A 13,820-nucleotide genomic window follows, 5' to 3' on the forward strand; every position below is an offset into this window, starting at 1 on the left:
ACATGAAACGAGTGAGACTTCCCCTCATCGCCCTGGCCGCGGCCGGTGCGCTCGCCCTCACCGCATGCGCGGGAGGCGGCGACACGCCCGCCGAGACCACCGCGCCCGAGGGCGAGGAGATGATGTTCGAGGAGGGCACCACCATGGCGGCCCTCAACGAGGCCGGCACCATCACCATCGGCACCAAGTTCGACCAGCCGCTGTTCGGCCTCATGAGCCCGTCGGGCACACCGGAGGGCTTCGACATCGAGATCGGCAAGATCATCGCCGGTCAGCTCGGCATCTCAGAGGACAACATCGAGTGGGTCGAGGCGATCTCGGCCAACCGCGAGCCGTTCATCGAGAACGGCGAGGTCGACATCGTGATCGCGACGTACACGATCAACGACACCCGCAAGGAGGCCGTCTCGTTCGCGGGTCCGTACTACATGGCGGGCCAGTCGATCCTGGTGCTCGCCGACAACGAGGACATCCAGAGCGAAGACGACCTCGTCGGCCAGCCGGTGTGCTCGGTGACCGGGTCGACCCCCGCCGAGAAGCTCGCCGAGATCGGCGCGGAGCCGGTGCTGACCGACGCCTATTCGAGCTGCCTCGAGCCGCTGCGCAACGGGCAGGTCGTCGCCGTGTCGACCGACAACGTCATCCTCGCGGGCCTCGCCGCCCAGAACGAGGGCGAGTTCAAGGTCGTCGGTGAGCCGTTCACCGAGGAGCCCTACGGCATCGGCCTCGCGCTGGACGACACCGAGTTCCGGATGTGGATCAACGACGTGCTCGAAGAGTCCTACGCCGACGGCAGCTACGAAGCCGCGTGGAACTCGACGGCGGGCACGGTCCTGCCGTACGTCGAGCCGCCGACACCCGACCGCTACTGATCGACCGGATGCCCCGGGGCCCGCGCCCCGGGGCATCCGCCCCAGCCCGCGACGAGAAAGGAGCGCCCGCCAGTGGAGCAGTACCTGAGTACGCTGCCCATCTTCTGGGAGGGCTTCCGGATGACGCTTCTGCTGCTCGTCGTCTCGGGAGTGCTCGCGCTGATCCTGGGGACGATCATCGCCGCGATGCGCATCTCGCCGGTCGCCTCACTGCGCGGGTTCGCCGCGATCTGGACCGAGATCGCCCGCAACACCCCCCTCACGCTGGTGTTCTTCTTCTTCACCGTCGTGGTGCCGTTCCTCGGCCTGCGAGTGGATTTCGTGCCGCTCGCGATGGCCGCGCTCGCGTACTACACCTCCCCGTTCGTCGCCGAGGCGCTGCGTTCGGGGATCAACGGCGTGCCGGTCGGGCAGGCCGAGGCCGCCCGCAGCATCGGGCTGGGCTTCGGGCAGACGGTCTCGCTGGTCGTCCTTCCCCAGGCCTTCCGCATGACCATCCCCCCGCTCATCAACGTCTTCATCGCCCTCACCAAGAACACCTCGGTGGCGGGCGGATTCTTCGTCTTCGAGCTGTTCGCCTCGACCCAGCGACTGGCCAACGCGAACGGGAACATGGTGATCGCCATCCTGCTGACCGCCGCCGGACTCTACCTGCTGGTCACCGTCCCGCTGGGACTTGCGGCCGCCCAGCTCGAGCGACGGCTGGTGGTGCAGCGATGACCGGCCCCAGCGTCCTCTTCGACGCCCCGGGACCCCGGGCGCGGCGCATCTCGCTCATCCTGTCGATCGTCGCGCTCGTCGCGATCCTCGCGGTGCTCGCATGGGTCATCGTCGAGCTGGCCACGCCCCGCATGTCGGGAGGCATCCAGGTGCCGGCGATCCTCGACCCGGTGCGGTGGGACATCTTCCTCGACCCCGTGGTGTGGGGATCGATCGGCCGCGGCGTCATCGCCACGCTGCAGGCAGCCGCTGTCGCGGCAGTCGGCGCTCTCGTGCTCGGTGTGGCCTTCTCGCTCATGCGGTCGTCCCAGATCGCCTGGGTGCGCATCCCGACCGCGTGGCTCATCGAGTTCCTGCGCGGCATGCCGGTTCTGCTGATGATGCTGTTCATCCTGCTGGTCGCCTCGACCGGCGCGTTCTGGGCGGTCGTCATCGCCCTGACGCTGTACAACGGCACGCTCATCGGCGAGGCGCTGCGCGCCGGGCTCGCATCGCTGCCGCGCGGCCAGCGCGAAGCGGCGCTGAGCGTGGGTATGCGCGAGTTCCAGTCGAAGATGCGGGTGGAGTTCCCCCAGGCGTTCCGCCAGATGCTGCCGATCATCATCGCGCAGCTCGTCGTGCTGCTCAAGGACACCTCGCTCGGCTACATCGTCGGCTACAACGAGCTCATCCGCACGATGATGAAGAACTTGGCGACCTTCTACGGCAACCGCTACCTGTTCTCGCTGTTCTTCGTCTGTCTGCTGATCTATCTGGCGATCAACCTGTCGCTGTCGTGGTTCGCGCGGTGGCTGTCGCGCCGCACGGCGAGCGGCGGACGCGTGGTCAAGACCGGCGAGGCCGATCCCGGAACCGCCGACCCGACCTCGTCGATCCGGCTGGCCGACGCCGACGCGGACGCCGAGGAGTCACGGGGGCGCGGCGGGTCGTAGACTCGTCTCTCGTGTCCGACGCGCTCGAGAACCCCCCGATCACACCCGAGGCGGTGGATGCCGCTGTGCAGGCCGCGCTGGCGGCGATCGCCGCCGCATCCGGTACCGCCGAGCTGAAGGCGGCCCGCGCCGCGCACACCGCCGAGGGCTCGCCGCTGGCGAAGCTCAACGCGCGGATGCGCGAGGTGCCGCCCGAGCAGAAGGCCGAGTTCGGCAAGCTCGTCGGACAGGCCCGGGGCCGCGTGAACCAGGCTCTCTCGGCGCGCGAGGAGGAGCTCGCCGCGGCCGAGACCGCCGCGAAGCTCGAGGCCGAGCGAATCGATGTGACGGCGCTGCCGCAGCGCGCCCGCGTCGGGGCGCGGCATCCGATCTCGCTCCTGCAGGAGGAGATCAGCGACATCTTCGTCGGGATGGGATGGGAGATCGCCGAAGGACCCGAGCTCGAACACGAGTGGTTCAACTTCGACGCCCTGAACGTCGACCCCGATCACCCGGCGCGCACTGAGCAGGACACGTTCTACGTCGACCCGGTCACGCGCCATCTCGTCCTGCGCACCCAGACCAGCCCGGTTCAGATGCGATCGATGCTCGAGCGGGATATCCCGATCTACGTCCTGTCGCCTGGAAAGGTCTACCGCACGGACGAGTTCGATGCGACGCACCTTCCGGTGTTTCATCAGTTCGAGGGACTCGTCGTCGATAAGGGCATCACGATGGCGCACCTGAAGGGCACGCTCGACCATGCCGCGCGCGTGCTGTTCGGTCCTGAGGCGAAGACGCGCTTCCGCGCGAACTACTTCCCGTTCACCGAGCCGTCGGCCGAGCTCGATCTGTGGCACCCGACCTTCAAGGGCGGAGCGCGGTGGATCGAGTGGGGCGGCTGCGGCATGATCAACCCCAACGTGCTGCGCGCGGCCGGCATCGACCCCGAGGAGTACTCGGGCTTCGCGTTCGGCATGGGCATCGAGCGCACGCTGATGTTCCGCAGCGACGTGCAGGACATGCGCGACATGGCCGAGGGCGATGTGCGCTTCAGCGAGCAGTTCGGGATGGTGGTGTGATGCGCGTTCCGCTCTCCTGGCTGCGCGAGTACGTCGACGTTCCGGCCGAGGCGACCGCCGAGGATGTCCTCGCCGCGCTGGTGTCGGTCGGCTTCGAGGAGGAGGACGTCCACGGCTTCGACCTCGAGGGGCCGATCGTCGTCGGCGAGGTGGCCTCGTTCGTCGAAGAGCCGCAGTCGAACGGCAAGACGATCCGGTGGTGCCAGGTCGACGTGGGCGAGGCCCACGGCGGCGTGCGCGGCATCGTGTGCGGCGCTCGCAACTTCTTCGCCGGCGACAAGGTCGTCGTGACCCTGCCCGGTTCGGTGCTGCCCGGTCCGTTCCCGATCGCGGCGCGCAAGACCTACGGACATGTCTCGGACGGCATGATCGCCTCGGCGAAGGAGCTCGGCCTCGGCGAGGAGCACTCCGGCATCCTGCGCCTGGTCGAACTCGGCGTCGACGCGCCGGTCGGCACCGACGCGATCGCGCTGCTCGGGCTCGACGACGTCGCGGTCGACATCAACGTCACCCCCGATCGGGGCTACGCGCTGTCGGTGCGCGGCGTCGCGCGCGAGTACGCGCACGCCACCGGTGCCGCGTTCCGCGACCCCGGCCTGCGGGAGTGGGACGAGCTGCGGCATCCGCGCGAGGGCTTCCCGGTCATCGTCGACGACCAGGCGCCGATCCGGGGCCGCGCGGGTGCGTCCGAGTTCGCGGTGCGCATCGTCCGCGACGTCGACCCGACCCGCCCGACGCCCGCGTGGATGACCACGCGGCTGACGCTGGCCGGCATCCGCTCGCTGGGTGTGCTCATCGACATCACCAACTATGTGATGCTCGAACTCGGCCAGCCGATCCACGGCTACGACCTCGATCGGCTGCGCGGCGGCATCACCGTGCGCCGCGCGACGCACGGCGAGAAGCTCGAGACCCTCGACGGCAAGGTGCGCACCCTCGATCCCGAAGACCTGCTCATCACCGACGGGTCGGGACCGATCGGCCTCGCGGGTGTCATGGGCGGCGGCACGACCGAGATGGGCGACCAGACGCGCAACGTGCTCATCGAGGCGGCGACGTTCGACCCGACCTCGATCGCCCGCACCGCCCGCCGGCACAAGCTGCCGAGCGAGGCATCCCGCCGGTTCGAGCGCGGCGTCGACCCGCTCGTGCCCTTCGTGGCCGCGCGCCGCGTGGCCGACCTCATGGTCGAGTACGCGGGCGGCACGCTCGACGAGACCGTCGGCGGCGCGCTGTTCACCGAGTACCGCGAGCGCACGATCGCGCTGCCCGCCGGGTTCGTCTCCGGCCTCATCGGCGTCGACTACACCGACGGCGAGATCACCGGCTCGCTCGAGACGATCGGCTGCGACGTGGTCGCCGAGGGCGACGCCGGCTGGCGGGTCATCCCGCCGTCGTGGCGACCGGACCTCACCGACAAGTGGACGCTCGCCGAAGAGGTCGCCCGCATCACCGGCTACGACCGCATTCCGTCGGTGCTGCCGCTGCCCCCGTCGGGGCGCGGCCTCACCGCCGCTCAGCGTGGCCGTCGACGTGTCGCGAACGCCCTTGCGGCCGCCGGGCTCGTCGAGACCCCGTCGTTCCCGTTCACCACCGAGGAGCAGAACGCCCTGCACGGCTCGCCGTCGGACGGGCATCTGCCGTCGGTGAAGCTCGCCAACCCGCTCGACGGCCTGACGCCGTTCCTGCGACGCTCGCTGCTTCCCGGCCTGCTGCAGGTCGCCCATCGCAACGTGTCGCGCGGCTTCACCGACCTCGCGCTGTTCGAGACCGGCACGGTCTTCCTGCCCGAGCCCGGCGTCGAATACGGAACGGCATCGGTTCCCCCCCTCGCAGTGCGCCCGGATGCCGGAACGCTGAGCGAGCTCGACGAGTCGATTCCGCCGCAACCGCGCGTGCTCGCCCTGCTGCTGACCGGCAATCGCGTCGCCAAGCAGCCGGGTGTCGCGCCCGAGCCGGTCGACCTCGCGGACGCCCTCGACGCCGTGCGCGTCGCCGCGGCGGCGGCAGGGATCACGGTCGACGCGCGCCAGACGACGCGCGCCGCGCTGCACCCGGGCCGCACGGCGGCGCTGTTCGCGGGTGAGACCGAGCTGGGCTACGTCGGAGAGGTGCATCCCGACGTCGTCGCCGACGCCGAGTTGTCGGGGCGCGTCGTGGTCGCCGAACTCTTCCTCGACCGGATGCTCTCGCTGGCGGGCGACAGGGTCGTGGCGGCGTCGCTGTCGGGCCTGCCCGCGGCGACGCAGGACGTGTCGCTCGTCGTGCCCGCCGAGGTGCCGGCCGGCGACGTGCGCGCCGCGCTCGTCGCCGGCGCGGGCGAGCTGCTCGAGTCGCTGCGCCTCGTCGACGACTACCGCGGGCCCGGCGTCGAGGCGGGCACCAAGAGCCTCACGTTCGCGCTGCGCTTCCGCGCCCCCGATCGCACGCTGACCGCCGCCGAGGCGACCGAGGCGAAGCTGGCCGGCGTCGCCGTGGCATCCGAGCGCTTCGGCGCGACCCTGCGCGAGTAGGCGTCGCTCCGCCACCCCCTCCCCGTACCGAGCGGACGAGAATGCTCGCCCATCGGGCCGATCGGCGTGCATTCCTGTCCGCTCGGCAGGGGTGATGAGAGACCGTGGCAGGGCAGGATGGGGGCATGACCGACGTGCTCGTGCTGGGCGGAACCGGATGGCTGAGCGGCCTGACCGCGCGACGGTGGCGGGATGCCGGAGCATCCGTCACCTGTCTCGCACGCGGGTCGCATCCCGCACCCGAGGGCACCACCCTCGTGGTGGGCGACCGCGACGCGGCCGACGCCTATGCGGGTGTCGCCGACCGTGATTGGGACGAGGTCGTCGACGTGTCGCGCGACGCCGGGCAGGTGGCATCCGCTGTCGCCGCCCTTGCGGACCGCACCGCGCATTGGACGTTCGTGTCGACGATCTCGGTGTACGCCGACGACGACGCGCCGGGCGCCGACGAGACCGCGCGGCTGCTGCCTCCGCTGCGTCCGGGCGACGAGTACGATTACGGCCGCGCCAAGGTCGCCGCCGAGGCCGCGGTGCGCGACGGCGTCGGCGACCGTGTCGCGATCATCCGGCCGGGACTCATCGTCGGGCCGGGCGACCCCACCGACCGGTTCGGGTACTGGGTGTCTCGCCTCGCGCTGGCCGGTGACGGCCCCGTGCTCGCGCCGGACGGCGAGGGGCGCTCGGTGCAGGTCATCGACGTCCGCGACCTGGCCGACGCGCTCGTGCGCGTGGGGGAGGACCGTCGGGTCGGCGTCGCCAACGCGACCGGATCGCCGATGCCGTTCGACGCGTTCCTGCAGGATGCCGTCGAAGCGGCGGGCTTCGCCGGCGCGCTGCTGCGGGCATCCGATGAGTGGATGCTCGCGCACGAGGTCGCCTACTGGATGGGGCCGCGCTCGCTGCCGCTGTGGCTGCCCGCCGACATGATCGGCTTCGCGACGCGAGACACCGCCGCGTACGGCGCGCTCGGCGGCAGGATCCGGCCGATCGCCCAGACCCTGCGCGACACTCTCGCCGACGAGCGCACGCGCGGACTGGACCGCGCACGCGCGTCGGGTCTGTCGCGCGCCGACGAACTCGCCCTCATCGCCGAACTGCCGCACTTCTGAGCGGATTTGCGGATGCCGCAGAGCGGTCGCTAGGGTCGGCGCATGCCTTCGGCGATCACCGGTTCCACGACGCTCCGTCCGAGCGCCGTTCCCGCGCGCCGGCGTCTGGGCGGCCGCCGACTCTAGGCGGCGCCGCACGCGGTCCCTCCGGGACCGGGCGCGGGCGTCGCCGCCTCTGGCCCCGTGACCCAGACCCTAAGGTGGAATCCATGACGTATTCGGTCGCCGTCTCCGGCGCATCCGGCTATGCGGGCGGTGAGATCCTGCGGATCCTCGCCGCACACCCCGACGTCGACATCCGCACCGTGACCGCGCACTCGAACGCCGGTCAGCCGCTGCTCGCGACGCAGCCGCATCTGCGCTCGCTCGCGCACCTCACCCTGCAGGAGACCACGCCCGAGGTGCTGGCGGGTCACGACATCGTGTTCCTCGCCCTGCCGCACGGCCAGTCGGGTCAGTACACCGACGCCCTCGCCGACACCGCGCTCGTGATCGACGCGGGCGCCGACCACCGCCTCGCCTCGGAGCAGGACTGGGACGCGTTCTACGGCGGCGACTTCCACGAGCCGTGGACCTACGCCGTGCCCGAGCTGCCGATCGGCGGCGGCACCAAGCAGCGCGAGCGTCTGGTCGGGGCCTCGCGCATCGCCGCACCCGGCTGCAACGCGTCGACCGTCTCGCTGTCGCTCGCACCGGGCGTCGCCGCCGGGGTGATCGACCCGTCCGACATCGTGACGGTGCTCGCCGTCGGCCCCTCGGGTGCGGGCAAGAGCCTCAAGCCGAACCTGCTCGCCAGTGAGATCCTCGGCACCGCGAACCCGTACGCGGTCAGTGGCACCCACCGGCACATCCCCGAGATCCGGCAGGCGCTCGCGGCAGCACTCCCCGTCGCCGCTGCGGAACACACGCCGAGCGACGTGACGTGGACCTCCACCGCCGACGCGATCCGCATCTCGTTCACCCCCGTGCTCGTGCCCATGGCCCGCGGCATCCTCGCCACCTCCACCGCCCCGATCGCGACCGACGCGACCGACGCCGAGATCCGGGGTGCGTGGGAGTTCGCCTACGGCGACGAGACGTTCGTGCAGCTGCTGCCGGCGGGCCAGTTCCCCCGCACCGCCGATGTGCTGGGCGCCAACACGGCGCTCATGGGACTCGCCATCGACCGGGCCGCGAACCGCGTCGTCGTGGTGACCGCCGTCGACAACCTGGTGAAGGGCACCGCCGGTGCCGCCGTGCAGTCCATGAACCTCGCGCTGGGCCTGCCCGAGGCCACCGCCCTCACCGTGAACGGAGTCGCACCGTGAGCGTCACCGCAGCCCAGGGCTTCGAGGCGGCCGGCGTCGCCGTCGGCCTGAAGTCGACCGGCAAGCCCGACGTCGCCGTCGTCGTCAACCGCGGGCCGAGCAAGGCCGCAGCCGCGGTCTTCACCAGCAACCGCGCCAAGGCGAACCCGATCATCTGGTCGCAGCAGGCGGTCGCCGACGGCGTGGTCGAGGCCGTGGTGCTCAACTCGGGCGGTGCCAACTGCTTCACCGGAACGTTCGGCTTCCAGACCACCCATCAGACCGCCGAGAAGGCCGCCGAGCTTCTCGGCGTGAGCGCCGGCGATGTGCTGGTGTGCTCGACCGGCCTCATCGGAACCGGCGACGAGGTCTTCCGCGCGAAGGTGCTCGCCGGCACCGGGCAGGCGATCGCCGCCCTCTCGGCCGATGGGGGAGTCGCGGCATCCGAGGCCATCATGACCACCGACTCGCGCGCCAAGCGCGCCGTCGAGAGCCGCCACGGCTGGACGATCGGCGGCATGGCCAAGGGCGCCGGGATGCTCGCGCCGGGCCTGGCCACGATGCTGGTCGTGATCACGACCGACGTCGAGCTCACCGCGGACGAGCTCGACACCGCGCTGCGCCGCGCGACCCGGGTCACGTTCGACCGGCTCGATTCCGACGGATGCATGTCGACCAACGACCAGGTGACCCTGATGGCCAGCGGCGCCAGCGGCATCCGCCCCGACCTCGACGAGTTCGCGTCGGCGCTCACCGAGGTGTGCCAGAGCCTCGCCGAGCAGCTGCAGGCCGACGCCGAGGGCGCGAGCCACGACATCCGCATCCAGGTCGTGAACGCCGCCGACGAGGACGACGCCGTCGCCGTCGGCCGCTCGGTGGCGCGCAACAACCTGTTCAAGGCGGCGATCTTCGGCAACGATCCCAACTGGGGCCGCGTGCTCGCCGCGATCGGCACGACGGATGCCGCGTTCGACCCGTACGACGTGGACGTGTGGATGAACGGGGTGCGGGTGTGCACCGCCGGCGGACCGGATGCTCCGCGCGAGGCCGTCGACCTCGCCCCCCGCGAGACCCTCGTCGTCATCGACCTCAAGGTGGGCGACGCGTCGGCCGCGATCCTCACCAACGACCTGACCCACGACTACGTCCACGAGAACAGCGCGTATTCCTCATGACCGACATCCAGGACACCGATCCCGCCGAGGCTTCGGCGAAGGCGGCGACGCTCATCGAGTCGCTGCCGTGGATGCGACGGTTCCGCGACCGGATCATCGTCGTCAAGTACGGCGGCAACGCGATGGTCAGCGAGGAGCTGCAGGAGGCGTTCGCGGCCGACATCGCCTACCTGCGCTATGCCGGTGCCCAGCCCGTCGTCGTGCACGGCGGCGGCCCGCAGATCTCGACCATGCTCGATCGGCTGGCCATTCCCAGCGAGTTCAAGGGCGGCTACCGCGTGACCTCCACCGAGGCGATCTCGGTGGTGCGCATGGTGCTCACCGGGCAGATCAATCCGCAGCTGGTCGCGAAGATCAATGCACACGGGCCGCTGGCGGCCGGTCTCAGCGGAGAGGATGCCGGACTCTTCGGCGGTCGTCGCCGGGGCGTCGTGCTCGACGGGGTCGAGCACGACCTGGGCAGCGTGGGCAACGTCGTCGAGGTCGACCCGCAGCCGGTGCTGGACCAGCTGGCGGCCGGTCGCATCCCGGTCGTGTCGTCGATCGCCCCCGATCTCGACCAGCCGGGGCATTCGCTGAACGTCAACGCGGATGCCGCGGCGGCGGCGCTCGCGGTCGCGCTGCGCGCGTCGAAGCTGGTCGTTCTCACGGATGTCGCGGGGTTGTACGCCGACTGGCCGAACCGCGACTCGCTGGTGTCGCACATCACCTCCACGCAGCTGCGCGAGATGATGCCCGGGCTCGAGTCGGGCATGATCCCGAAGATGCAGGCGTGCCTGGACGCCGTCGAGGGCGGTGTCGACAAGGCCGCGATCATCGACGGCCGCGTCGCGCACTCGGTGCTGGTCGAGATCTTCACGAGCAAGGGCATCGGCACGGAGGTGGTCGAGGGATGACGTGGCAGGACGACGCCGGACGCGACCTGGTGCGCAGCTTCGGTCCGCGCATGCAGCAGTTCGTGCGCGGCGAAGGCGCCTATCTGTGGGATGCCGACGGCAAGCGCTACCTCGATTTCCTGGCCGGGATCGCCGTCACCTCGCTCGGGCACGCGCATCCGGTCTTCGTCGAGGCGATCTCGCAGCAGGCGGCCACCCTCGCGCACGTGTCCAACTACTTCGCGACACCTCCGCAGCTGCGTCTGGCCGCCCGCCTCAAGCGTCTCGCCGGCACGGGTGAGACCGGCCGGGTCTACTTCGGCAACTCCGGCGCCGAGGCCAACGAGGCCGCCTTCAAGCTCGCCCGCCTGCACGGCGGCGCCGAGCGCCCCCGCATCCTCGCGCTCACCGACGCGTTCCACGGCCGCACGATGGGCACGCTCGCGCTGACCGGCAAGGCGTCGATGCAGGAGCCGTTCCTGCCGATGACCCCCGGCGTCGAGTTCCTCGAGACCTCGGTCGCAGCGCTCGAGTCGGCGATCGACGACCGCGTGGCCGCGCTCATCGTCGAGCCGATCAAGGGCGAAGCCGGTGTCATCGACCTGCCGCAGGGCTACCTGCGGGCAGCACGCGAGCTGACCGAGCGGCACGGCGCGCTGCTGATCGTGGACGAGATCCAGACAGGGGCGGGTCGCACCGGCGCATGGTTCGCGTTCCAGCACGCGGGCATCACGCCCGACGCGATCACCGTCGCCAAGGGGATCGGCGGCGGCTTCCCGATCGGAGCGCTCATCACGTTCGGCGAGGCGAGCGAACTCTTCTATCCCGGCACGCACGGGTCGACGTTCGGCGGCAACGCCCTCGGCACCGCGGTCGCCGACGCCGTGCTCGCCGAGATCGAGCGCGCCGATCTGCTCGCGAACGCGATCGAGCGCGGAGCGCAGCTGCGAGCGGCGATCGACGGCCTCGACTCGCCGATCGTCGACGGATGCCGCGGACGCGGGCTGCTCATCGGCGTCGCACTGAGGCATCCGGTCGCGAAGGCCGTGGTGGCCGCCGCGCAGGAGCACGGACTCATCATCAACGCGCCGAACGACGCCACGATCCGTCTCGTGCCGGCGCTGAACATCGGCGACGTCGAGGTGGACGAGTTCGCGCAGCTGTTCCAGGCATCCCTGCGCACCGTCGAAGATTCACTGCTGCTGGATGCCGCCACCGAGGGAGCCGACGCATGACCCGCCACCTGCTCAGAGACGACGACCTCAGCCCCGCCGAGCAGGCCGAGATCCTCGACCTCGCCGTCGCGCTGAAGAAGGACCGGTGGAAGCTCAAGCCCCTCGCAGGTCCCCAGACGGTGGCGGTGATCTTCGACAAGTCCTCGACGCGCACGCGCGTGTCGTTCGCGGTCGGCATCGCCGACCTCGGTGGTACGCCGCTGATCATCTCGACGGCGAACAGTCAGCTGGGCGGCAAGGAGACGCCGTCCGACACCGCGCGGGTCATGGAACGCCAGGTGGCGGCGATCGTGTGGCGCACGTACGCGCAGTCGGGTCTGGAGGAGATGGCCGAGGGCACGCGGGTGCCGGTGATCAACGCGCTCAGCGACGACTTCCACCCGTGCCAGCTGCTGGCCGATCTGCTGACGATCACCGAGCACAAGGGCGAGCTCGCGGGGCTGACGCTCTCGTTCTTCGGTGACGGCCGCTCGAACATGGCCCACTCGTACATGCTCGCCGGCGTCACGGCGGGCATGCACGTGCGGGTCGCCTCGCCCGAGGCCTACGCCCCGCGCGAGGACGTCGTCGCCGCCGCGGATGAGCGCGCGGCGGAGACCGGCGGTTCGGTGACCCTCTACACCGACCCGAACGAGGCGGCCGCCGGGGCGGACGTCATCGTCACCGACACGTGGGTGTCGATGGGCAAGGAGGAGGAGAAGCTCGCGCGGCTGCGCGACCTCGGCGATTACAAGGTGACGCAGGAGCTGATGTCGCTGGCCGATGAGGGCGCCATCTTCATCCACTGCCTGCCCGCCGATCGCGGGTACGAGGTCGACGCCGAGGTGATCGACGGGCCCCAGAGCGTGGTGTGGGACGAGGCCGAGAACCGACTGCACGCCCAGAAGGCCCTGCTGGTGTGGCTGCTTCGGCAGGAGTGACGGATCCGGCTCCGGCGGCGGCCGCGACCGGCGGCCGTGCGCGCCTGCGCGAGAACTGGGAGCGGCTGACGGCACCCGGGCGGGTCGCCGGCGTCGATCTCGCGCGTGGGCTCGCCGTCATCGGGATGCTCGCGGCCCACCTGCTCTGGCTCGAGGAACCCGTCGTGCTGTTCGACCCGTCGTCGTGGGCGGCGGTGGCTGCGGGACGCTCGTCGATCCTGTTCGCGACGCTCGCGGGGGTGTCGATGGGGATCGTCAGCGGCGGAGCGACGCCGGTGCGCGGTGACAGTCTGCGCCGCGCGCGGGGGCGGCTGGCGGTGCGCGCCGGCATCCTGTTCGCCCTCGGGTTCGTCTTCGTCGCGCTGTCTCTGCCGGTGGTCGTCATCCTTCCGGCGTACGCGCTCATGTTCGTGGTGGCGCTGCCGTTCCTGCCGCTGCGCGCGCCGGCCCTGTTCGCGATCGCGGCCGCGCTGGCCGTCGTCACTCCCTTCATCCACGCCGGACTGGATCGACTGCCGTTCGCGCGCACGGTCGTCGGCCACGATCTGGGCTTGCTCGTGGGGTGGCACTACCCGTTCCTCGTGTGGATCGCGTTCGTGCTCGCGGGTCTAGCGGTCGCACGCGCCGGCGTGGCGCGGTTGCGGGTGCAGCTGTGGATGCTCGCGGGCGGGTCCGCGCTGGCGGTGCTCGGGTACGGGCTCGGCACCACGGGTGCGCCGCGGTCGGCCGAAGCGGGGTCGTACTGGGCGGATGTCTGGACGGCCCGGGCGCACTCGTCAGGACTGCTCGAGGTGATCGGGTCGGGTGGGTTCGCCCTCGCGACGCTCGCCGTCTGCCTGCTGGTGTGCCGCACGCCGCTGAAGTGGGTGGTGCTGCCGGTCCGGGCGACCGGCGCGATGCCCCTCACGGCCTATGTCGGCCAGCTCGTGGCCCTCGCCGTCGCGCTCGCGGTGTCGTTCGGCGAGCTGAGCGCGCTCGGGGCGCTGCGCGACCGCGACCCGTTCTGGGCGTTCGCGCTCGTGACCGTGGTCGCCTGCACCGCGTGGGCGCTCCTGGTCGGCCGCGGCCCGCTGGAGTGGCTGACGCACCGCGTCGAGCGCGCCGCCGCTCGGTAGGCTGGTG

12 protein-coding genes are annotated in these 13,820 nt (G+C 71.1%); all 12 read left to right on the top strand.

Annotated elements, in window-relative coordinates; genetic code table 11:
• The first annotated feature begins 2 nt into the window (after positions 1-2).
• The 12 genes from ABD663_RS00430 (at position 3) to ABD663_RS00485 (ending at position 13,813) form a co-directional block, all read left to right on the top strand.
• Positions 3-872 carry a glutamate ABC transporter substrate-binding protein gene (locus tag ABD663_RS00430; protein ID WP_344735848.1) on the top strand — a complete coding sequence of 290 codons (870 nt, stop codon included), beginning with the start codon at positions 3-5 and terminating at the stop codon, positions 870-872.
• Between the two features lie 72 nt (positions 873-944).
• Positions 945-1,592 carry an amino acid ABC transporter permease gene (locus ABD663_RS00435; protein WP_344735849.1) on the top strand — a complete coding sequence of 216 codons (648 nt, stop codon included), beginning with the start codon at positions 945-947 and terminating at the stop codon, positions 1,590-1,592.
• Entirely contained in the window at positions 1,589-2,524 is a 936-nt protein-coding gene (locus ABD663_RS00440; protein ID WP_344735850.1) for an amino acid ABC transporter permease, read from the top strand. The genes ABD663_RS00435 and ABD663_RS00440 overlap by 4 nt, the downstream gene beginning before the upstream one ends.
• Before the next feature lie 11 nt (positions 2,525-2,535).
• A complete protein-coding gene (gene pheS, locus ABD663_RS00445) occupies positions 2,536-3,585 on the top strand; it encodes a phenylalanine--tRNA ligase subunit alpha (protein WP_344735851.1) in 1,050 nt (349 codons plus the stop codon).
• On the top strand, positions 3,585-6,098 hold the full coding sequence (gene pheT, locus ABD663_RS00450) for a phenylalanine--tRNA ligase subunit beta (RefSeq protein WP_344735852.1): 2,514 nt from the start codon (positions 3,585-3,587) through the stop codon (positions 6,096-6,098). The genes pheS and pheT overlap by 1 nt, the downstream gene beginning before the upstream one ends.
• A gap of 125 nt (positions 6,099-6,223) precedes the next feature.
• Positions 6,224-7,207 carry an NAD-dependent epimerase/dehydratase family protein gene (locus ABD663_RS00455; RefSeq protein ID WP_344735853.1) on the top strand — a complete coding sequence of 328 codons (984 nt, stop codon included), beginning with the start codon at positions 6,224-6,226 and terminating at the stop codon, positions 7,205-7,207.
• 209 nt (positions 7,208-7,416) lie between these two features.
• The gene (argC, locus tag ABD663_RS00460; protein ID WP_344735854.1) at positions 7,417-8,514 is read left to right on the top strand and encodes an N-acetyl-gamma-glutamyl-phosphate reductase; all 1,098 of its coding nucleotides are present in this window, start codon (positions 7,417-7,419) and stop codon (positions 8,512-8,514) included.
• Positions 8,511-9,668 carry a bifunctional glutamate N-acetyltransferase/amino-acid acetyltransferase ArgJ gene (argJ, locus tag ABD663_RS00465; RefSeq protein WP_344735855.1) on the top strand — a complete coding sequence of 386 codons (1,158 nt, stop codon included), beginning with the start codon at positions 8,511-8,513 and terminating at the stop codon, positions 9,666-9,668. Before argC ends, argJ begins: the two co-directional genes overlap by 4 nt.
• Positions 9,665-10,564, top strand: coding sequence for an acetylglutamate kinase (gene argB / locus ABD663_RS00470; protein ID WP_344735856.1), 900 nt, complete (start codon positions 9,665-9,667; stop codon positions 10,562-10,564). The genes argJ and argB overlap by 4 nt, the downstream gene beginning before the upstream one ends.
• Positions 10,561-11,778, top strand: a complete 1,218-nt coding sequence (locus ABD663_RS00475) for an acetylornithine transaminase (protein ID WP_344735857.1) — start codon at positions 10,561-10,563, stop codon at positions 11,776-11,778. Before argB ends, ABD663_RS00475 begins: the two co-directional genes overlap by 4 nt.
• Positions 11,775-12,698 carry an ornithine carbamoyltransferase gene (argF, locus tag ABD663_RS00480; RefSeq protein WP_344735859.1) on the top strand — a complete coding sequence of 308 codons (924 nt, stop codon included), beginning with the start codon at positions 11,775-11,777 and terminating at the stop codon, positions 12,696-12,698. The genes ABD663_RS00475 and argF overlap by 4 nt, the downstream gene beginning before the upstream one ends.
• Entirely contained in the window at positions 12,677-13,813 is a 1,137-nt protein-coding gene (locus ABD663_RS00485; RefSeq protein ID WP_344735860.1) for a heparan-alpha-glucosaminide N-acetyltransferase domain-containing protein, read from the top strand. The genes argF and ABD663_RS00485 overlap by 22 nt, the downstream gene beginning before the upstream one ends.
• The last annotated feature ends 7 nt before the right edge of the window (positions 13,814-13,820 follow it).

The sequence above is a fragment of the Microbacterium awajiense genome (assembly GCF_039536545.1).
GTDB lineage: Bacteria > Actinomycetota > Actinomycetes > Actinomycetales > Microbacteriaceae > Microbacterium > Microbacterium awajiense.

What these genes read in the sequence shown, in the direction of transcription:
- ABD663_RS00440 (WP_344735850.1), top strand. Translation starts at nt 1,589, where the DNA reads ATGACCGGCCCCAGCGTCCTCTTCGACGCCCCGGGACCCCGGGCGCGG.
- argF (WP_344735859.1), top strand. Translation starts at nt 11,775, where the DNA reads ATGACCCGCCACCTGCTCAGAGACGACGACCTCAGCCCCGCCGAGCAG.
- pheT (WP_344735852.1), top strand. Translation starts at nt 3,585, where the DNA reads ATGCGCGTTCCGCTCTCCTGGCTGCGCGAGTACGTCGACGTTCCGGCC.
- ABD663_RS00430 (WP_344735848.1), top strand. Translation starts at nt 3, where the DNA reads ATGAAACGAGTGAGACTTCCCCTCATCGCCCTGGCCGCGGCCGGTGCG.
- argB (WP_344735856.1), top strand. Translation starts at nt 9,665, where the DNA reads ATGACCGACATCCAGGACACCGATCCCGCCGAGGCTTCGGCGAAGGCG.
- argC (WP_344735854.1), top strand. Translation starts at nt 7,417, where the DNA reads ATGACGTATTCGGTCGCCGTCTCCGGCGCATCCGGCTATGCGGGCGGT.
- ABD663_RS00455 (WP_344735853.1), top strand. Translation starts at nt 6,224, where the DNA reads ATGACCGACGTGCTCGTGCTGGGCGGAACCGGATGGCTGAGCGGCCTG.
- ABD663_RS00475 (WP_344735857.1), top strand. Translation starts at nt 10,561, where the DNA reads ATGACGTGGCAGGACGACGCCGGACGCGACCTGGTGCGCAGCTTCGGT.